Consider the following 20,441-nt stretch of genomic DNA (forward strand, 5'->3'; position numbering starts at 1 on the left):
ATCGACGGGCCGGAACGGTCGGCGGGCGCGGGGGAGACAATCGGCCCGACCCGGTGGGACAGCTGTCCCCGGACCCACCGGGCGGCCCGTCATCGACACGCTGAGTGCTCGCGTCCCGTACCCGATCAGGGGGTGTCCGGCCGGTAGACCACGGACGTCCCGTTGACCAGCGTCGGCTGGTTGACCGAGTACGGGAGGGCGACCGTGCCGGCGCCGTTCTCCAGTCCGACCGTCGCCGAGTCACCCCGCTCCCGCCCGGTGCTGTTCAGGTCCGCGTAGCTGAAGGCGATCTCGCCGTCCTCGGCGAAGACCGCCGCGAAACTGATCCGGGCCGAACTGGAGCCGTACAGTCCGCTGTTGCGCCACTCCACGACGAACCGGCGGTGCGGCGCGACGCCGGTGACCGCGGTCCGGACGCTGGAGTCGGCCCGGACGTACAGGTCGTCCCAGAACGGGTAGACCGCCGCGTTCGGCAGTGCGGCGTCCGGCAGCGGGCCGTTGATCGGCTGCGACCCGTCCGGGTCGGTGAACGACACGAAGCCGTTCCCGGAGATCCACGCGCTGTCGTACGGCTGGCCGAAGAGGCGTACCGGGAACGGGAGCGCGACCCGGGTCACCGTGTCGTCACCGGCGAGCGGCAGCACGGTGTCGTCCGCCGTCGGCCACGGCCGGCCGGTCTCGGTGGCGCAGGTGTAGCCGGGCACCGCGCCGCAGCCGGTCGCCCCGGCGTACGTCGCCGTGTAGTTGGTCGCGGTCGCCGGTGCGGTGAGCACGTGCGTCGCCGCGCCGGCGTCCGACCAGCCGGTGAAGGTGTACGCCACCCCGCCGAAGGTCTGCGGGCTCGGCGCGCTCACCGTGTTTGTCGAACCGACGATCACGGTACGGGTGAACGGGGTGGTACCGGTGACCGCGCCGACGCTGAGCCGCAGCCCCGGCGGGTCGCTGACGAAACCGAGGTCGACGGTGCGCGGGTCGAGCCGGCGTACCACGGTGTTGGTCAGCCCCTGGGCGTCGGTGGCGGTCAGCTCCAGTTCCAGGTACGACGGGTAGTCGTGGTCCGGGGCGACGAACGACCCGCCGGCCACCCCCGGCCACTCCCGCAGATGGTGGGTGTGGCAGTTGCCGACCGACTCGCAGTGCTGCATCCGCAGCCGCCAGTGCAGCGCGGACGCCGGCAGGGTGCCCTGCTGCGGGTCGGTGCCGCGCCCGCCGAAGGTGAGGGTCTGCCCGACCGTCCAGTCGGTCCCCGGCACCGGCGTGTCCAGGATCGCGGTCGGGGCGCCGTTGCCGGGCTGGATGGTGACGGTGGCGCTGGCTGAGACGCCGAGGGTGTCGGTGACGGTAAGCGTCGCGGTGTAGCTGCCGCCGTCCGGGTAGCGGTGGCTCGCGGTCGGCCCGGTCGCGTCGACCGTGCCGTCGCTGGTGAAGTCCCACCGGTAGCTGATCCGGCCGACGTCGGCCGGGTCCGGGTCGGTGGAGGAGGTGCCGTCGAAGGTGACGGTGAGCGGCGCCGGGCCGCTGGTCGGGCTGGCGTTGATCACTGCGGTCGGCGGCTGGTTGCCGGGGAAGTACCGGATCCGCCGGACCGTGCCGCCGTTCAGGTCGGCGTAGTACAGCTCGCCGCCCGGCCCGAGCGCCAGGTCGACCGGACCGGAGGCGGCCTGCCCGAACGCCTCCAGGTTGGCGGGGTTCGGCAGGCCGCCCGGGACGGGCGGGCGCATCGCCCAGATGCAGCCGCGTGAGTAGTCCGCGAAGAACAGGGCCCCGGCGTACGTCGACGGATAGCTGCCGCCGCTGCCCGGGTAGAAGGCCAGTCCGGAGACCGCGTCCCCGCCCGAGCCGCAGTTCTCCCCCGGCACCACCGCCGCGCTGTGGTGGTAGGTGTAGTAGGGCGCGGTCTGCCCGGCCCCGGTGTACAGCGACTCGCAGAGGTTCAGGTTGGCGTTGTCGTAGCTGCTCATCCGCCCGGCCCCCTCGTAGCAGGGCCAGCCGAGGTTGGTCGGGCCGGCGGTCGGGTCGACGATCCGGTTGACCTCCTCCCAGGTGTTCCAGCCGACGTCGCCGAACCAGACCTCGTTGGTGCCGGGCCGGATGGTGAACCGGAACGGGTTGCGGGCGCCGTAGCCGACGATCCGGCGGGCGTTGACGTCCGCCGAGCCGGCCAACGGGTTGCCCGGGGCCGCGGCCCCGGTCGCCGGGTCGAGCCGCAGCACCGTGCCGTCCAGGCCGGTCGGGTCGGCGGTGCTCCGGACGTCCTGGGACCGCAGCGCGCCGCCCTCGGCTCGGGGCGGGGTCATCGTGCCGCCGGGCGGGTCGGCGCACGGGTTCGCCGGGCTGCCCAGCTGGCCGTAGTCGACGGCGCTGAAGCTCGCCCCGTCGCCGGCGGTGACGTAGAGCATCCCGTCGGCCCCGAAGCGGAGGTCACCGACGGAGTGGCTGGGGTACTGCTGGCACCAGTCGGAGATCAGCACCTGCTCGGCGCCGGTCATCTGGTCGCCGCTGACCCGCAACCGGGAGAGCCGGCCGGTGACCAGGCAGCGCCCGTTGTTCGCGTCGCCGCAGACGTCGTTCCAGATCGGCGCGGTCTGCCCGGGCGGCGCGTCGTACGTGTAGAGCACGTACAGCCAGGGGTTGGCCGGGAAGTCGGGCGGCAGGGCCAGCCCGAGCAGGCCGCGGTCCCACTGGTTGTGCACGTTGGTGCCGAGGTCGGCGACCACCGTCGGGGTCGGGTCGGCGAGGTCGGTGAAGACCTTGACCCGGCCGCCCTTCTCGGCGACGAAGATCCGCCCGTCCGGGGCGAACTCCAGGTTGGTGGGCTGGTTCAGCCCGCTGAACACGATCTGCTCCTGGAAGCCGGCCGGCAGGGTCACCGCCGCCGCCGGCGGCGTACCGCCCGGTGCGGCCAGTATCCCGCCGACCAGCACCGCGACCAGAGTCAGTCCGTTACCCCGACGCATCCGCACCGCCGTACCTCCGCACGTCCCGCCGCCCGCCTGTGTGGGCACAGGGTCGGGCACCGGTGCGGTGGAGGAAAGCCCGCCGCGTCAAAACGCGAATGCGGACGAAGATCACGTTATCAGCGCGCACCCGACGGGGAGCGTGGCGATTTGTCGGGCGACAGTCTCGAAGTGGACCCGTCCGGACCGCCAAGACGCGGATGAATGAGTGAACGAACAATCGGCCGATCGGTCGCGACCTTGTAAGTAAGTCGACAGACTCGTCAATCAACGGTCCTTGCCCGTGGCGGTTCCGTGCAGCAGTGTCTTTGTAGGACCGGAGCCGGTGGCGTATGCCCCGGTGACAACGAGTTTTATTCGGGTCGCGGCGTATTTCGACAATGCCGCGACCTTCCATCGAAAACGTCGTCCGAGCTGCGCGGATGGGAGTTGAAGATGGCCGATCGACGCCCACACGTGGTCATCGTGGTGGTCAATCTGCCGGCCGAACGGGACCGCCGGGTGATCCGGGAGTGCCAGGGGCTGGAGGCCGCCGGCTACCGGGCGTCGGTGATCTGCCCCCGTGGTCCGCGGCGTCCCACCCTGGTGCCGGGTACGGTGGCCACCCGGATCCACTCCTTCCCGCAGCCGCTGGCCGGCAAGAGCATCCTCTCCTTCGCCGCCGAGTTCGCCTGGGCGCTGATCGCGGTCACCGTACGACTGCTCGGCCTGATGCTGCGGACCCGGGTCGACGCCGTACAGGCCTGCAACCCGCCGGACGTCTTCTGGATCGTCGGGCTGCTGATGCGGGCGCTGGGTCGGCCGTTCGTCTTCGACCACCACGACCTGAGCCCGGAACTCTACGAGTGCAAGTCCGGCCAGCCCCGACCGGCGGTGCTCTGGACGCTGAAGCTCTTCGAACGGCTCTCCTGGCGGGTCGCCACCGCCGTGGTCGCCACCAACGAGTCGTTCCGGGAACTGGCCGTCAGCCGGGGCGGCTGCCCACCGGAGAAGGTCGTGGTGGTCCGCAACGGTCCCGCGCTGGCCGAGGTCGGCCGGGCCGGACTGCTCGGACCGGACGTCGCGGCCGGGCCGAAGCCCACCGTCGTCCGGACCCCGGACGCCGGGACCGGGTCGGAGAGCGCCGACGGGTTCCCGGACACCGACCGGCTCCCGGTGGACCGGAACCGGCAGCGGATCGTCTACGTCGGCGTAATCAACCCGCAGGACAACGTCGAGGCCGCGGTCCTCGCCGCCGAACGCCTGGTCGGGCTGCGCGGCGCCGACGACTGGGAGCTGGTCGTCGCCGGTGACGGCGAGAGCCTGCCCGAGCTGCGCCGGCTCGCCGCCGACCGGGGCGTCGACGACGTCGTACGGTTCACCGGCTGGTTGGAGGCCGACGAGGTGGACGCCCTGCTCTGCTCCGCGTCGATCGCGATCCAGCCGGACCTGCCGAGCCGGATGGCCGAGTTCTACACGATGGCCAAGACGGTGGAGTACGTCGCCCGGGGCGTACCGGTCGTCGCGGTGGACCTGCTGGAGACCAGACGTACCGCCGACCGGGCGGCGAGTTATGTGCAGACCGGCAGTCCGGACGAATTCGCCAAGGCCATCGACCAGTTGCTCAGTGACGGACACGCCCGGACGGAAATGCGCCGTACGGGTCGCCAGCGGTTCATTGCCGAACTCGCCTGGGACCACCAGGTCAAGTCGTACATCCGACTCTGGGATCGATTGCTCCGGCCGTCGCCAAACGGCTACAACGAAGTTTCACCCGATAGCGGAGCCGATGCCGCGCGCCTGCCGAACTGACCGGCGCTGCCGTAACGACGACGACACCAGCACATCCGCACCCGGCGAAGGGGCCGCCCGATGGACCTTCTCGACCTGCTGAAACTCATGTTTCGGCGGTGGTACGTCTCGGCCCCGATCGTGGTCGGGACCCTCGGCGCCGCCTTCGCGTTCGGACTGGCGATCCAGCCGGAGTACAAGACCGAGGTGGCCATCCTGCTCGTCCCGCCGACCACCGCGCAGGCCCCCCCGGCGCCGAACGCGACCCCGCAGCCGGGCAACCCGTGGCTGCGGATCGGCGAGAACGCGATGGCCCAGGCGGTGCAGATCTCCATCTCCTCGCACGACGCCCGGATGAAGGTGGCGACGGCTGGCGGCGACCCGGACTACGAGGTCGGCCTGGTGACCCGCAGTTCGATCCTGACCGTGGCGGTAACCGCCGCCACCGAGCAGAGCGCGCGGGCGACCGTGACCGCGGTGACCCAGTTGCTCACCGACGAGGTGGCCGGCAAGCAGGCCGAGTACCGGCCGAAGCCCGGCGAGCAGATCACCACCCAGGTGCTCGACCCGGGGCTGAACATCGTCCCGTCCCGTTCCAACGTGCTCCGGGCGCAGGTGGTGATCGCCGCGATCGGTCTGCTGCTGGCCGCGGTCGCCGCCGTCGTCTACGACGCGGTGCTCCGCCGCCGGGCGGCCGCCCGGCTCGGCCGGCGCGACCCGCGTACCCCGATGACCTGGAACGGTGGCCAGGCGACCGTCGGGCCGGCCCGGGGCGGCGGCCAGCCTGCGGTGACCCCGGCCCCGGCCGCCCGCTCCGCCGGGTCGGCAGCGGGCGGCGAGCGGGACCTCACCCAGCCCCTCTCGGTCCCCGCCGGGCGGATTACCGGACGGCAGACGGACGACCGGGGCGGCGCGCACGCCGCCGACGAACGCGGACCCGGTGTCAATGAGCGGAACGCGACCTTCGGCCCGGCGCCCCGGGGCGAGTACCGGTCCGGGCAGCCCGACGAGACCATCCTGCTGGCCACCGTCCGCAACCCCGCCGACGATTCGGCCCAGTGATCGCCGAAAGCCCCAGCAGCGCCGGATGACGGCGCACGGACGAGACGAGCGACGTGCCGACCTACCTATCCGCGCGGCGATCCGACACCGTGTACGACGGCATCGCCCCCGCCGTACGTCACTTCCCGGACGCGACGGCGGCCGTCATCGCCTCGTTGCTGCTCGCCTACCTGCTGCCGTTCCGGCTGGTCTTCCCGCCGCTGAGCGACCTCGGCAAGCCGGGGCTGATGGTGGGGTTCGGGCTGCTCGTCTGGTGGGCGCTGAGCCGACTGCACCCCAACCTGGCCACCCGCGGCCAGCAGCCGATGCGCTGGGCGATGGCGATCTACCTGGTCACCCTGCTGCTCTCCTACGTCGCCGGGCAGGCCCGGGGCATGCCGGTGTTGGAGGTCAACGGCGCGGAGCGGACCCTGCTGCAGGCGCTGGCCGGCGCCGGGATCCTGCTCGCCGCCGCCGACGGCGTGCTGACCCGGGACCGGATCGACACGATCCTGCGCTGGCTCTGCTGGGGCTGCACCTTCATGGCGTTCGTCGCGCTGACCCAGTTCGTCACCCGGATCGACCTGACCACGTACATGAAGCTTCCGCCGGTGCTGACGTTCCACCGGGAGGTGGTCGGCTTCCGGGAGCGGGGCGGGGACGGGCTGGTCCGGGTCGCCGGCACCGCCGGGCACTACATCGAGTTCAGCGTGCTGATGGTGATCGGCCTGGTGGTGGCGATCCACTTCGCCCGGTTCGCCGACAAGCGGCGGGACCGGCAGATCTACGGCGCCTTGGCGATGGTCCAGGCGGCGGTCATCCCGATCTCGCTGTCTCGGACCGGGGTGCTCGCCCTCGGCGCCGCCATCCTGCTCTTCATCCTGGTCTGGCCGCTGCGGACCACGTTCAACGTGCTGGTGGTCGGCTGTTTCCTCACCGCACTGATCCAGACCGTCCGGCCGGGGCTGCTCGCCACGTTGAAGTCGCTGCTGCTCGCCGGGGAGAGCGACCCGAGCGTGCAGGCCCGGGTGGAGGACTACGACTACGTCACGCCGTTCATCCAGGAACGCCCCTGGCTCGGCCGGGGCATCGGCACGTTCCTGCCCGAGCTGTACCAACTGCTCGACAACCAGTGGCTGACCACCCTGGTGCAGACCGGGATCATCGGGGTCGTCGGGCTCACCGTCTTTTTCATGTCCGGGGTGGTGGTCGCCGGCCGGGTACGCCGGTTCGCCCGCTCGGAACGCGACCGTGACCTGGCGGCGGTGCTCGCGGTGGCGCTCGGGGTGGCCGCCGTCTCCGGCTTCACCTTCGACTCGATGTACTTCACGACGTTTTTCATCACGGTGCACCTGCTGCTCGGCCTGGCCGGTGCGTTGTGGCGGCTGACCAGGGCGGAACGGATCAACGTGATCGAGGCGGGCCGGGCCGCCCGGGTCGCCCGGACCAGCCCGGCGGAGCGCAGCGAGGAGGCGCCATGAGCGACGACGGCATCGACATCCTCATGATCACGTACGACCGGCCGGAGTACGTCCGGCTCTCGCTGCCGCACCTGCTGAGGACGTGTCCCCCGGACGCCCGGGTGTGGCTCTGGCACAACGGCACCGACCAGCCCACCCTGGACGCGGTCGAGGAGTTCCGCCACCATCCGCGGGTGCACCGGTTCCACCACAGTCCGGTCAACGCCGGGCTCACCGAACCGACGAACTGGCTGTGGCGGGAGTCGACCGGGGCGTACCTGAGCAAGGTGGACGACGACTGCCTGCCCGACCCGACCTGGCTCGACGTGCTACGCCGGGCGCACCGGGACGTACCCGGCCTCGGGGTGGTCGGCACCTGGCGTTTCCCGCCGGAGGACGTCGACGGGACCCTGGTCGCGGCGAAGCTCGCCGACTGTCCCGGGGGGCACCGGCTGCTGCGCAACCACTGGGTGCAGGGCAGCGGCTACCTGCTCAAACGGGAGATGCTCGACCAGGTTGGTCCGCTGCGTGACGGGGAGACCTTCACCGCCTGGTGCCTGCGCTCCGCCCGGCTCGGTTGGGTCAACGGCTGGTACCACCCCTTCCTCCCCGAGGACCACATGGACGACCCGCGCAGTCCGCACACCATCTACAAGACGGACGCCGACTTCCTGGCCCGCCGGCCGCTGTCGGCCCGCCGTACCGGGGTGACCACGGTCGCCGAGTGGACGGCCCAGATGCGGCACTCCGCCCGGGTGGTCCAGGCCGCCCCGCTCGACCTGCGGGAATACCAGGGCTGGCGGTTGCGCCGACGCAACGCCGCCCGGCGGATCCGGCTCGCGTTGACCGGGCGGGCGCCGTGGTGACCAGTGTGGTGATCGCCGCGCACAACGAGGCGGCGGTGCTCGGCCGTACCCTGCGGACCCTGCTCGCCGGCGCCGCTCCCGGCGAGTTCGAGGTGGTGGTGGTCGCCAACGGCTGCACCGACGGCACCGCCGACGTAGCGCGCGGGGTGCCCGGGGTGACGGTCCTCGAACTGCCCGCGGCCGGCAAGCCGGGCGCGCTGAACGCCGGTGACGCCGCCGCGACCGCGTTTCCCCGGATCTATCTCGACGCCGACATCGGGCTGGCCACCGCCGGGGTCCGGGCGCTGGTCGCCGCGCTCGACGAGCCGGGGGTGCTGGCCGCCGCGCCGGGCCGCCGGCTGGACACCACCGGCCGCCCCCTGCTGGTACGCGCCTACTACGCGATCAACGGCCGGCATCCCGCGTACCGGAACGCGCTCTTCGGCCGGGGCGCGATCGCACTCTCCGCCGCCGGCCGGGCCCGGTTCGACCGGTTCCCGGACGTGATCGCCGACGACCTGTTCCTGGACGCGCAGTTCACCGAGGCCGAGAAACGCGAGGTGACCTCGGTGGCGACCGTGGTGGCCACCCCGCGACGCACCGCCGACCTGCTGCGCCGGCTCGGCCGGGTCCGGGCCGGCAACGCCACCCTGCGGGCCGCCGACGACCAGGTCCGGCCGGCCCGTCGGACGTCCTGGCTGGTCGACGTGGTGCTGCCCCGCCCGTGGCTGCTGCCCGCCGGAGTCTGTTACGTCGGGCTGACCCTGCTGGCCGCCGCCTCCGCCCGCCGACCGGGGACCCGGGGGCAGTGGGGACGCGACGAGTCCAGCCGCCGCCCGGACGGTGAACCGATGACGGGGGCGGGGTCGTGACGCCGCTGGTGAGCGTGATCGTGGTGTCGTACCAGACCCGCGAGTTGATCCTGACCGCCCTGTCCAGCCTCGCCACGGCCTGCCCCGGCGAGCCGTACGAGGTGATCGTCGTCGACAACAACTCGACGGACGGTTCGGCGGCGGCGGTGGCAGCGACCTTCCCGGAGGCGCAGGTGGTCCGGCTGGCCCGCAACGTCGGGTTCGCCCGGGCGGTCAACGTCGGCGCGGCCCGGGCCCGGGGTGACTGGCTCCTGCTGCTCAACCCGGACACCGAGCCGGTCGGCAACGTCATCGGCGAGTTGCTCGCCGCCACCGGGGAGCATCCGGGCCACGGCGTCTACGCCGGTCGTACCCTCGGCGCGGACGGCACCGACGACGGCCATTCGGTCTTCGGGCCGCCGTCGCTGTGGACCCTCACCTGCTTCGCCACCGGCCTGTCCAAGCTCTTTCCGCGTTCCCGGTTCTTCAACCGGGAGGCGCTGCCCTGGCTGGACCGGTCGACCCTGGTCCGGGTGCCGGCCGCCTCCGGCTGTCTGCTGCTGGTCCGCCGCACGCTCTTCGCCCAGCTTGACGGCTTCACCCCGGACTACTTCATGTACAGCGAGGACCTCGACCTCTGCCTGCGGGCGACCGCGATCGGGGCCCGCCCGGTGCTGGTGCCGACCGCCCGGGTGGTGCACGTCGGCGGCGCCGCGTCGACCAGTGCCGGCAAACGGGTGATGCTGTTGCGCGGCCAGGTCACCTTCCAGCGGCTGCGCTGGTCCCGGTCGCGGGCTCGGCTCGGCCGGGTGCTGCTGCGGCTCGGTATCGCGACCCGGGCGGCGGCCGCCCGACTGACCGGGCGGGCCGGTTACTGGCGCGAGGTGTGGCGGCAGCGGCGGGTGTGGCTGGCCGGTTGGCCGCCCGCCGCCGAACTCGCTCCGGTGGAGATCACCGAATCGGGTCCGGCCGACGGCGCGCCGGCGGCCGGCGGTCTCCGGCGTCCCGCCTGACCCCACCGCCAGCCCGGCCTGCCCCCTCAACCAGCCCGGACCGGCTGACCGGTCAGCCGACCCGGCGTTCCGAGACCGGTCAGTCCGCGCCGCGTTCCGACACCGGTACGTCGGCGAACGCGGCCACCGTACGGTCGGCGTACGCGCTGGCGTCGCCGGTCTCCATCGGACCGTCCCAGGTCGACGGCAGCGGCACCGGTACGGCCGGGTTGACCCGCCGGACGATCTCGTCCAGCACCGTCTCGGCGGCGCCGACCCAGAGGTGCTTGGCCCCGGGCACCCCGACCACCTCCGCCTGCGGCACGACCCCGAACCGGTGCCGGGCCTCGTCCGGGCGCAGGTAGTCGTCGAACTCCGGGACCAGCGCGGTCAACGGCTTGCCGGAGGCGGACCAGGTGGCCAGGTCCTCGTCGCCGGCGGTCCGCAGCGGTGGTGAGAGCAGGATCGCCCCGACCACCCCGGGGTCGCAGCCGTGCCGGAGGGTGAGGTCGGTGCCGAACGACCAGCCGACCAGCCAGATGTTCGGCAGCTCGTGGAACTCGGCGTACTCGATGGCGGCGGCGACGTCGTACCGCTCGGCGTCGCCGGCGTCGAAGGTCCCCTCGCTGGTGCCGCGCACGCTGCTGGTGCCCCGGGTGTTGAAGCGCAGCACCGCGAGGTCGGCGAGCGCGGGCAGCCGCCAGGCGGCCTTGCGGAACACGTGGCTGTCCATCATCCCGCCGTGGGTGGGCAGCGGGTGCAGGCAGATCAGGGTGGCGACCGGGTCCCGGTCGGCCGGCAGCGCCAGTTCGCCGACCAGGCGCAGGCCGTCGGCGGTGTGCAGCTCGATGTCCTCCCGGCGGGCGGGCAGGATGCTGGCGGCGCGGATCGGTGTGCTCACCGGTCCAGTCTCACCCAGGTCGGCCCGGTCAGCCGTACCGGGGGGCGCTGCGGGAGCGTTCCACTCCGGGGGCCCGCCGGTCCCGGGCCCGCCAGCAGCCGGTGTGCCAGTGCCGCCGATCGCCCAGGTCACCCCGACCGTCGGCCGGCCAGGCCACCACGTGCGCGACCCCCGGGCGGATCTCCTGGACACAGCCGGGACAGCGGTACGTCTTGGCCGCGGCGGAGGCGGGGATGGCCCGGACCTGCCACTCGCCGTCCTGCCAGGTCTGGACCGAGCCGACGCCGCGTTCCAGTCGCTCCCGGTCCAGCGGTGGGGCCTCCTCGGGGCGGGGACGGTTGCGACGTGGGCTCACCTTTCCAGGGTACGCAGCGCCGACGCGGGTGGATCACGGCACCAACCGGGACTTTCATCACTTGAAGTAGTTGTCAGATCACGGTCAGTGTGACGCGAATCTCCGCATACGGGTCTAACGTCCGCGAATAGCGGTCGTCCTCGACGGGCGGCGGCTACGGAGCAAGGAGGGCGCCATGCGGAGCAGGCGCATCACCACCCTGACCATCCTCACCACCGCCGCCGCACTCATCGCGGTACCGTCCGCCACGCAGCCCGCCTCGGCCGGCAGACCGGGCGATGCGATCGTCGGCGACTTCAACAACGACGACATCCCGGACCTCGCCGTCACCGGTTCCGTGAACCCGGGCCTCTGCTCGATCATCGTCCAGTACGGCACAGGCCCCGGGGTCTACCAGCCACCGATCGCCTTCACCTATCTGCGCCCCGGCGGCGAGGCGTCGGACTGCCCGGACATCGGGACCGCGTTTGACGAGGACGGCGATCTCATGGACGAACTCTGGCTCGGCTGGAGCTCGGGTCCACCAGCGGGCCTGAACTACAACCGCGTGATCGTCGACCACAACTTCCGGGTGGTGTCGACCTTCACCTCGCCGATCACCCCGGTCTTCCTCGGCAACGCGGACTTCAGCGGTGACGGCGTCCCCACCCCCTACTCGTACGGCCACGGTGGGTTCGCCACCTACGTCTTCATCAACGGCGTGGGACAACTCGGTCCGGAGCAGTGGTGTACGGCGGGACCGCCGACCGTCCAGCTTCAGGATTTCAATGGAAACCGGGCGATGGACGGTCTCGTGTCGTACACCGACGGCTGCGCCGACGGCGGCAGCGGGGTGGTCGTGGTGCTCGACGACGGCACCGCTCAGCAGCTCGAATTCGATCCACGGAACGAGACCGTCTGGCGAGTCCGGCTGTTGGACGCCAACAGCGACCGGAACCGGGACATCTGGACCGAGAACACGGCCACCGGAGAGGTCAACCACTTCCTCGGGAGGGGCGACGGCACGTTCGTACGCGGGCCGAAGGCGAACACCGACCGGGTCACCCTACCCACGAATCGACCGATCGCCATCGATGTGCTGGCGAACGACTGGGTGTCCTCGAACATCCGGCTGGTCATCAGCAGCCCACCCCGGTACGGCCGGGTCCAGGTGTTGACGGACCGCCGGATCCTCTACTCGCCGAACCCGACCCACGGCCGGACCGATCGGTTCACCTACACCGTCATCCGGGACGACCGGCGCAGCAGCGCCGTGGTCTACCTCAGCTATCCGCGCGAACCGTAACCGAGCAACCGCGCTGAGCTGCGGAAATGTTCCCACCGCCGCTGTCGGATCACGGTCAGACAACAATGAACTCCATCAAAAGGTGTCTACCGTCCGTATCAGGAGCAGCCAGCCATACGGAACGGGGAAGACAGCAGGAGGCATCCATGTCGAGCAGGCGCCTTGCGGCAGTGGTTGCGGTGTTCGTCGCGGTCGCGACCAGCGCGGCGGCACCCGCCGCCCACGCAGCCCTACCCGGTGACCCCCTCTACGGCGACTTCAACGCCGACGGAATCACCGACCTCGCCGTCCTCGGCGAGACCGCCCCCAACCTCTGCTCGACCGTCGTCGAGTTCGGTCGGGCGGCCGGCGTCCTCGCGCCGCCGGTCGCCTACACCTACCTGCGTCCGAACGGCAGCTCCGACGCGCACTGCCCGGACGTCGGGGTCGCGCTCGACGTGGACGACGATCCCGCCGACGAACTCTGGGTGGGCTGGTCCACCGGCGCCCCGGTCACGGTCTCCTTCAACCGTCTCGTCCTGCAGCCGCCGACCTTCGTACCCAGCGCCTACCACACCTCGATCATCCGGCAGCCCAGCTTCGTCGGGATGGGAATGTTCGACGGGAACGGCCGGCCGAGTCCGTACGACGTGGGGCCCGGCGGAGTGCAGAACTTCGTGATCAACGGCGCCTCGGTGGTGCCGGGCCCGGTCGCGTTCTGCACCGTCGACAGCCCTGCCGTCATCGTGAGCGACTTCAACCAGGACGGCATCGACGGAACCCTGGTCACCTACCAACGCAGCTGTGCCGACAACAGCAGCGGAGTGCTGCGGATCCGCAACGAGGGTCCGGTCGCGCAAGTCCTGGAGAGCGATCCGACCGGCGCGACGTCCTGGGACAGCCGGGTGGTGCACGCCAACGACGACCGGTACATCGACGTCCGGACCGTGAACCGGGACACCGGCCGGGTCAGCCACTTCATCAACCGCACCGTCGGCACCGAGACCCTCTTCATCAGAACGCCGGACGCGAACACCGACCGGGTCCGACTCGCCTCGGTCAAGGCGCTGGCGATCGACGTACTGGCCAACGATCACGCGACCCGGAACGTCGACGTGGTCGTCACCCAGCAACCCCGGTACGGCAGCGTCCAGGTCCAGTCCGACCGCCGGATCGTCTACCGACCGAACCCCCGGTACGGCCGCACCGACCGGTTCAGCTACCAACTCCGCGAAGAGGGCAGACGCAGCAGCGCGACCGTCACCATCCAGCTCCCGGGCTGAATCCGGCGGACCGACGTATCCACGAGGAGGCGAACGCCATGTGGCGGAAGCGGACAGCGATGTTGACAGTGGCGATGCTGCTGGTCACGGCGGGTGGGGTGGGGGGCCTCACCCCCGCTCCCGCCTGGGCCGGCGGTCGGGGCGAACAGATCCTCGGCGACGTCAACGGTGACGGCCTCACCGACCGGGTCACCCTCGGCGTCGTCGACCCGGACCTCTGCTCGGTGATCGTGGAATACGGCACCCCGTCCGGGGACTACCGACTTCCGGCGGCCTACGTCTACCTGCGACCCGGCGGCACCGGAGCCGGCACCCGCTGCCCGGAACTGGGGGTGGCGGTCGACCTGGACACCGACCGCACCGAGGAACTGGTGGTGGCCTGGTTCCCGGGCCCACCGCCGACCGTGCCGTACAACCTGATGGTGCTGGACACCGCGTTCCAGCCGTCGTTCGGCCTGGTCTCGGCGATCTTCGCGCCGTACTACCTGGGCGAGGCCGACTTCAACGGCGACGGCCGGACGGACGTCTACCTCGTCACCGACCAGGGACAGGGCATCGAGACATACCTGAACCTGGGCAACGGCACGCTCACCCACGGACCGGCCCAGTGGTGCGCCAAGCCGATCCAGTACGAGCTGAGCGACCTCGACGTCGACGGCCGGACGGACCTGGTCAACAGCTACACCGAACGGTGCCTGTCGGCCACCTTCGCCAGCGGGGTCGCGGTGGTGCTCGACGACGGCAGCGCACAGGAGCTGGAATCCGATCCGGTCGGCGTGGAGACCTGGACCGCCCAGGTGACCCACCTCAATGGCGACCGGCTCCCGGACATCCGGACCGCGTCCCGACTGACCGGCGAGGTCGACTACTTCATCAACACCGGTGGCCGGTACGTCCAGTCCCCGAAGGCGAACACCGACGCCGTCTACCTCACCGGCACCCGCGCCGTGACCATCAACGTGCTCGACAACGACTGGGCGACCAGTTCGGCGACGGTCACCATCACCTCGCCGCCCCGGTACGGCACCGCGCAGGTGATCAGCGGTGGCCGGATCGTGTACCGCCCCCGGGCGAACCACGGCACGACCGACCGGATCACCTACCAACTGACCGACGACGGCCGCCGCAGCAGCGCGGTCGTGTACATCCGGTGGACCGGATGAGTCCAACCCGGTCGGGTTGGCCAGCCCGAGGAGGCGTGCCATGAGGGGTAGACGGATCGCCGCGGCGACCATGGCGGTGACCATGGCAGCGGTCGGCGTGGTGGGTCTCGGCGCGCTCCCGGCCTCGGCCGGTGGGCCCGGCGAGCCGATCATCGCCGATGTGAACGGGGACGGCCGGCCGGACCGGGCGGTGCTCGACCTCGTCGTGACGGCCGCGTCGAACTGCCGGGTGGCGGTCAGCCTTGGGCTGTCCGGCGGTGGTTACGGCACACCGCAGACGTACACCTATCTGACCCTGCCGGCGGACGAGCCCAACTGTCCGGACATGGGGGTGGGGGTCAACCTCGACGCCGACGTCCCGGCCGAGCTCGCGGTGGCCTGGTTCGCCGGGCCGCCGACCACCGTCTCGAACACCCTGCTGGTGCTGGACAACTTCCGGGTGGCCCACGGGTTCAACACCATCTACCAGCCCAGCTATCTCGGCACCGCCGACTTCGACGGCGACCAGCGGGAGGACATCTACCAGTGGACCGACCAGGGTGAGGGTTTCGCCACCTATCTCGCCACCACCACCGGGACACTCGTGCCGGGTCCGGTCCGCTACTGTGCCGGCCCGCACACCCCCGAGCTCGCCGACTTCGACCAGAACGCCGCGATGGACGTCGTTATCACGTACATCGAGGGATGCGCCGACTACTTCAGCGGCGTGGTCGTGGTCCTTGACGACGGCACCCAGGTCAACCTGCACGGAGACGTGGACGGGCTCGCGAGCTGGACGGTGGAGACGGCCGACGCCAACCGCGACGGGCTGATCGACGTGACCACCTACAACCAGCTCAACGGCCAGATCACCACCTTCATCAGCCTCGGCAACGGCTCCTTCGTCCGGTCCCCGGTCGCCATCCGCGACTACCCGACGGTCAGCGGTGTCAAGGCGACCGGCATCCAGGTACTTGGAAACGACCACGCCACCGCCCGGGCCAGGGTCACCATCTGGACCCCACCCCGGCACGGCACGGTGAAGGTCACCACCAGCGGAACCGTCATCTACACCCCGAACCCCACCCACGGCCGGACCGACACGTTCATCTACCGCCTCACCCAGGACGGCCGGACCAGCAACGCCGCGGTCAGCCTCAAGATCATCGGATGATGCCACCGAACCACCGAGTCCGCGCCGCGTCTCACCACTTCGGAGGAAGGTCATGTGGAGAAGCCCGCTCGCGGCAGTGGCCGCCATGGCGACGATCATCGCGGTAGGCACGGTCGGTGTCCCGCCCGCCCGGGCGGGCGGACCCGGCGAACCACTGTACGGCGACCTCAACGGCGACGGCCCGGTCGACCGGGCCCGGCTCGGCGCCGCGCCCCGCGCATGCACCGTCACCGTCGAGTTCGGCAGACCCGAGGGAGGGCATCTCCCGCCGCGCCAGTACACCTACCAGGCACCTGGACGCGGCGCGTCGGCCCGATGCCCCGACCTGGGCGTGGCGGTTGATCTCGACACCCCCGCGACGGCCGAGGATCCGGGCATGGACGAACTGGTCCTCGGCTGGTACGGCGGTCATCCTGGTGACAGGTCCATCCATGATCTGGTGGTGCTGCGAAACCTCGCGGTGTCGTCCAGCTTCCCGGCGCTCCCCCTGCCCAACTTTCTCGGACTGGCGGACTTCGACGGAGACGGACGGCAGGATCTCTACGCGTGGACCGACCAGGGGCAGGGGTTCGCCACCTACCTCAACGACGGGGCTGGGGCACTGCGGCCCGGCCCGGTCCGGTACTGCTCCGGACAGTTCGACCACCAACTCGCCGACTTCGATCGCGACGGCGCGATGGACGTCGCGCTCACGTACGTCGACCGGTGCGCCGACGGCACCCGGGGTGTGGTGGTGGTGCTCGACGACGGCACCGCAGTCGAACTCCAGAACATGACGGACGGCGAGCGGTGTTGGACGGTCCACGTGCTGGACGCGGACCACAACAACGTGCCCGACGTGCTCACCTATCACCTACCGACCGGGCTGCCCACCACCTTCCTCGGCGTTGGTGACGGTACGTTCGTCAGGTCGCCGCTCGCGCTCCGGGACACCGTCACGGTCAGCGGCGCCGCGCCCACAAACATCCCGCTGCTCGACAACGACTGGGCCAGTCGCCGGGCGAAGATCAGCATTGTCACCCCACCGACGGCCGGTACGGCGCAGGTGCGGGCCGATCGGTCCATCGTCTACATTCCGGGTTCCACGCCCGGGCTGACCGACCGGTTGGTCTACCGGGTCACCCAGGACGGCCGGACCAGCGACGCGACGGTCATTGTCAAGATCACGCCCTGACGCCGGGACCGGCGACGTCTGGCGGTGCCGGCGTTCACCGCCGCCGGATTGATCCTCAGCGGACTGTCGGATTACCTGCATTTACCCCTGATGATGACAAAACCGACCTAATCTGCAGTGGAGACTCCGCCGCCGGAGCAGCTGATCAGGGCTGAGGAGGCACCATGTGGATTCGGCGAATCGCCACCGTCACCGCCGCGGTGACCGTGGCCCTGGCCGCCACGACCGCACCGGTCCGGGCCGGCGGGCCGGACGAGCCGATCATCGCCGACGTCAATCGCGACGGACGCGCCGACCGGAACACCCTCGGCCAGCTGCCCGGCCCCGGCCAGTGTGTGGTCACGGTGGAGCTGGGCCTGTCCGGCGGCGGCTACGGACCGCCACACGCCTATCCGTACCTCTCCGCGCCGTACTGCCCGGACATGGGGGTGGGACTCGACCTCGACGGTGACGTCGCGGCCGAACTGGCGGTCACCTGGTTCTCCGGACCGCCGCCGTCGGTCGACCACACCCTGCTGGTGCTCGACGACTTCGCCGTGTCCGCCGGCTTCGACACCATCTTCCAGCCCAGCTACATCGGCACCGCCGACTTCAACGGGGACGGTCGGCAGGACATCTACGAGTGGACCGACCAGGGCGACGGCTTCACCACCTACCTCAACGCCGGCACCGGTGCACTGAGCCCCGGCCCGGTCCGGTACTGCTCCGGTCGCCCGGAGTTCCAACTCGCGGACTTCGACACCGACAGCGCGATGGACGTGGTCATCGGATACTTCGAGGGCTGCGGAAGCTACTTCAGCGGCGTGGTCGTGGTGCTCGACGACGGCACGGTGGTGGACCTGAAGGGCGATGTCCACGGCGACGACCACTGGACGGTCGAGGCGCTGGACGTGAACGGAGACGGCCACCTGGACGTCCGGACCACCAGCACCATGACCGGCAGCCAGGAAGTCTTCCTCGGTACCGGCACCGGCACCTTCCACCCGAGCCCCACCGCGATCCTGGACAACTTCCGGGTCAGCGGTCTCCGGGCCACCAACCTCGCGGTACGGGCCAACGACTTCGCCACCGCCGCCGCGCGGCTGAGCGTCGTCACCCCGCCGACGTACGGCACGGTGCAGATCACCAGCGCCGGCACGGTCGTCTACCGGCCGGACCCGGACGCCCGGTCACTCGCCGACCGGTTCGTCTACCGGCTCACCGAGGCGGGCCGGGCCAGCAACGCGGCGGTCAACCTGAGACTCGCCCGCTGACGGACGCCGGAGGTCAACTGGTCGGGGTCACCGGGTGGTCGCGGAAGCCGCGACCGGTGCGCTCGCCGAGACAGCCGGCGGTGACCAACTGCTCCAGCAGCGGCGCCGGCGCCAGTCCCGGTTCCCGGGTCGCATCGTAGATTCCACCCTGGACCGCCAGCGCGACGTCCAGACCGATCCGGTCCAGCAGGGCGAACGGCCCGACCGGGTAACCACAGCCGAGCGTCATCGCGTGGTCGATGTCGTCCGCCGTCGCGTACGACTCCGCGAGCATCCGGATCGCGTCGTTCAGGTACGGGAACAGCAGGTTGTTGACGACGTACCCGGCGCGGTCGGGGCAGACCACGGCGGTCCGGTCGAGCCGGGCGCAGACCGACCGGGCGGTGGCGACCGCCTCCGTCGAACTGAGCACGGTACGGACGATCTCCACCAGCGGCGCCTCCGGCGTGACCGTGCCGAAGTGCAGACCGACCACGTCGGCCGGGCGGCCGGACGCGACCGCCAGGTGGGTCACCGGCAGCACGGCGCCGGTGGCGGCGAGCACCGTTCCCGGCCCGCACCGCCGGCCCAGTTCGGCGAAGAGCGCCCGCGCCCCGGCCAGCTCGTCGCCGGTCACCCCGACGGCGTCGGCAGTCCCGACGGCGGCGGTCGCCGTCCCGGGCCCGGCAGTCGCCGCCACGGGCCCGGCGGTCGCCACCACGACCAGGTCCGCGTCGGCGAGCCCGGCCAGGTCGACACCGCCGGTCCCAGCCGTCGCCGGGTCGGCGGCTCCCGCCGGCGCCAGGGGTTCCGCCCTGGTCCACGGCACCGGGAGCACGGTGTATCCGGCCCCGGTAAAGAGGCCGGCGAGGGTGGCGGCCGGCGCACCGGACCCGACCACGGCGACGGTCCCGACCGGACGGCCGTCCTCCGGGGCGGCCGGCGCGGCCGGTGACGCCCCCGCCGGCGTCCACCCGTCCGGTACGACCTTCCCCGAGCCCGGCCGCTCGTACCGGTAGAAGCCCTGGCCGGACTTGCGGCCGAGCAGTCCCGCCACGACCAGCTGGCGCAGCAACGGCGCCGGGGCGTGTCGCTGGTTGCGGCCACCCCGCCGGTACATGGTCTCCAGGATCTCGTACGCGGTGTCCAGCCCGATCAGGTCCAGCAGGGCGAACGGCCCCATCGGCAGCCCGGCGCCGAGCCGCATCGCGGCGTCGATCTCCTCGCGGGAGGCGTGGCCGGCGTCGTACATGGCGACGGCCTGGTTGAGATAGCCGAAAAGCAGCGCGTTGGCGACAAATCCGGCCCGGTCGCCGATGGTCACCGCGACCTTGCCGAGCCGGGCGCAGAGCGCCTCGACGGCGGTGACCACCTCGGGGGCGGTGACCACGGTCCGGACCACCTCGACCAGCTTCATCACCGGCGCCGGGTTGAAGAAGTGCATACCGAGCACCTGCCCCGGCCGACCGGTGGCGACGGCGATCTCGGTGACACTCAGCGAGGAGGTGTTGCTGGCCAGGATCGCGCCCGGCTTGCAGACCGCGTCCAGGTCGGCGAAGAGCCGCCGTTTCAGGTCCAGCCGCTCGGGCACCGCCTCGACCACCAGGTCCACGTCGGCGAGCGCGGCCAGTCCGGCCGCGAAGGTGACCCGGCCGAGCAGGGCGTCCCGCTCGGCCTCGGCGAGTCTGCCCCGGCGGACCGCCCGCTCGGTGGAGGCGGTGAGGATGTTTTGGCCGCGTTCCAGCGCCTCCGGCGTGACCTCGACGGCGACCACCTCGAACCCGCTGCGGGCGAAGACCTCCGCGATGCCGGCGCCCATGGTGCCGAGGCCGACGACACCCACCCGGGAGATCCCGGTTCCGTCGGTGAACCCGTCTGCCACTGGAGCCTCCCACCTCGTCGCCGGACCGCCACCTGAACGGCCGCTCAGCCACTTCGGGCGAGTCTGCCATGCCATACGCCGCCGCCGGAACAGCCCGCCCCGGGCCGGGAGCACGCTG

At 71.4% G+C, this 20,441-nt stretch carries 16 protein-coding genes; 12 read left to right on the forward strand and 4 right to left on the reverse strand.

The window, feature by feature from the left end; genetic code table 11:
- Window positions 1–125: 125 nt before the first annotated feature.
- Window positions 126–2,957, reverse strand: a complete 2,832-nt coding sequence (locus ABGB05_RS00275; protein WP_347651023.1) for a PQQ-dependent sugar dehydrogenase — start codon at window positions 2,955–2,957, stop codon at window positions 126–128.
- Between the two features lie 435 nt (window positions 2,958–3,392).
- Here ABGB05_RS00275 and ABGB05_RS00280 point away from each other — a divergent pair, with 435 nt between their 5' ends.
- The 6 genes from ABGB05_RS00280 to ABGB05_RS00305 are packed head-to-tail and all read left to right on the forward strand — an operon-like array spanning window position 3,393 to window position 9,937.
- Window positions 3,393–4,748, forward strand: a complete 1,356-nt coding sequence (locus tag ABGB05_RS00280; protein ID WP_347651024.1) for a glycosyltransferase family 4 protein — start codon at window positions 3,393–3,395, stop codon at window positions 4,746–4,748.
- A gap of 60 nt (window positions 4,749–4,808) precedes the next feature.
- Complete coding sequence (locus ABGB05_RS00285) at window positions 4,809–5,789, forward strand: hypothetical protein (RefSeq protein ID WP_347651025.1); 981 nt, start codon at window positions 4,809–4,811, stop codon at window positions 5,787–5,789.
- Window positions 5,790–5,842: 53 nt separating this feature from the next.
- Complete coding sequence (locus ABGB05_RS00290; RefSeq protein ID WP_347651026.1) at window positions 5,843–7,249, forward strand: O-antigen ligase family protein; 1,407 nt, start codon at window positions 5,843–5,845, stop codon at window positions 7,247–7,249.
- Entirely contained in the window at window positions 7,246–8,094 is an 849-nt protein-coding gene (locus ABGB05_RS00295) for a glycosyltransferase (protein ID WP_347651027.1), read from the forward strand. Before ABGB05_RS00290 ends, ABGB05_RS00295 begins: the two co-directional genes overlap by 4 nt.
- The gene (locus tag ABGB05_RS00300; protein ID WP_347651028.1) at window positions 8,091–8,945 is read left to right on the forward strand and encodes a glycosyltransferase; all 855 of its coding nucleotides are present in this window, start codon (window positions 8,091–8,093) and stop codon (window positions 8,943–8,945) included. The genes ABGB05_RS00295 and ABGB05_RS00300 overlap by 4 nt, the downstream gene beginning before the upstream one ends.
- A complete protein-coding gene (locus ABGB05_RS00305) occupies window positions 8,942–9,937 on the forward strand; it encodes a glycosyltransferase family 2 protein (protein ID WP_347651029.1) in 996 nt (331 codons plus the stop codon). Before ABGB05_RS00300 ends, ABGB05_RS00305 begins: the two co-directional genes overlap by 4 nt.
- Before the next feature lie 79 nt (window positions 9,938–10,016).
- On the opposite strand, the gene ABGB05_RS00310 is transcribed toward ABGB05_RS00305, so the two are convergent.
- The gene (locus tag ABGB05_RS00310; RefSeq protein ID WP_347651030.1) at window positions 10,017–10,817 is read right to left on the reverse strand and encodes an alpha/beta hydrolase; all 801 of its coding nucleotides are present in this window, start codon (window positions 10,815–10,817) and stop codon (window positions 10,017–10,019) included.
- A 28-nt stretch (window positions 10,818–10,845) separates the two neighbouring features.
- Window positions 10,846–11,172 carry a hypothetical protein gene (locus tag ABGB05_RS00315; RefSeq protein ID WP_347651031.1) on the reverse strand — a complete coding sequence of 109 codons (327 nt, stop codon included), beginning with the start codon at window positions 11,170–11,172 and terminating at the stop codon, window positions 10,846–10,848.
- A 175-nt stretch (window positions 11,173–11,347) separates the two neighbouring features.
- Between ABGB05_RS00315 and ABGB05_RS00320 the strand changes: the two genes are divergently transcribed.
- The 6 genes from ABGB05_RS00320 (at window position 11,348) to ABGB05_RS00345 (ending at window position 18,462) form a co-directional block, all read left to right on the forward strand.
- Window positions 11,348–12,457, forward strand: coding sequence for an Ig-like domain-containing protein (locus tag ABGB05_RS00320; protein ID WP_347651032.1), 1,110 nt, complete (start codon window positions 11,348–11,350; stop codon window positions 12,455–12,457).
- 146 nt (window positions 12,458–12,603) lie between these two features.
- Window positions 12,604–13,719, forward strand: a complete 1,116-nt coding sequence (locus ABGB05_RS00325) for an Ig-like domain-containing protein (protein ID WP_347651033.1) — start codon at window positions 12,604–12,606, stop codon at window positions 13,717–13,719.
- Window positions 13,720–13,778: 59 nt separating this feature from the next.
- Entirely contained in the window at window positions 13,779–14,882 is a 1,104-nt protein-coding gene (locus ABGB05_RS00330; protein ID WP_347651034.1) for an FG-GAP-like repeat-containing protein, read from the forward strand.
- Between the two features lie 40 nt (window positions 14,883–14,922).
- Window positions 14,923–16,035, forward strand: a complete 1,113-nt coding sequence (locus ABGB05_RS00335) for an Ig-like domain-containing protein (protein ID WP_347651035.1) — start codon at window positions 14,923–14,925, stop codon at window positions 16,033–16,035.
- A 52-nt stretch (window positions 16,036–16,087) separates the two neighbouring features.
- Window positions 16,088–17,209 (forward strand): FG-GAP-like repeat-containing protein, encoded by a 1,122-nt coding sequence (locus ABGB05_RS00340; RefSeq protein WP_347651036.1) that lies wholly within the window; start codon window positions 16,088–16,090, stop codon window positions 17,207–17,209.
- Between the two features lie 164 nt (window positions 17,210–17,373).
- Window positions 17,374–18,462, forward strand: a complete 1,089-nt coding sequence (locus ABGB05_RS00345; RefSeq protein ID WP_347651037.1) for an Ig-like domain-containing protein — start codon at window positions 17,374–17,376, stop codon at window positions 18,460–18,462.
- A 13-nt stretch (window positions 18,463–18,475) separates the two neighbouring features.
- On the opposite strand, the gene ABGB05_RS00350 is transcribed toward ABGB05_RS00345, so the two are convergent.
- Window positions 18,476–20,323: a 3-hydroxybutyryl-CoA dehydrogenase gene (locus ABGB05_RS00350; RefSeq protein WP_347651038.1), complete on the reverse strand. Its 1,848-nt coding sequence runs from the start codon at window positions 20,321–20,323 to the stop codon at window positions 18,476–18,478.
- Between the last annotated feature and the right edge of the window lie 118 nt (window positions 20,324–20,441).

It is taken from the genome of Plantactinospora sp. B5E13, from assembly GCF_039871775.1.
GTDB lineage: Bacteria > Actinomycetota > Actinomycetes > Mycobacteriales > Micromonosporaceae > Plantactinospora.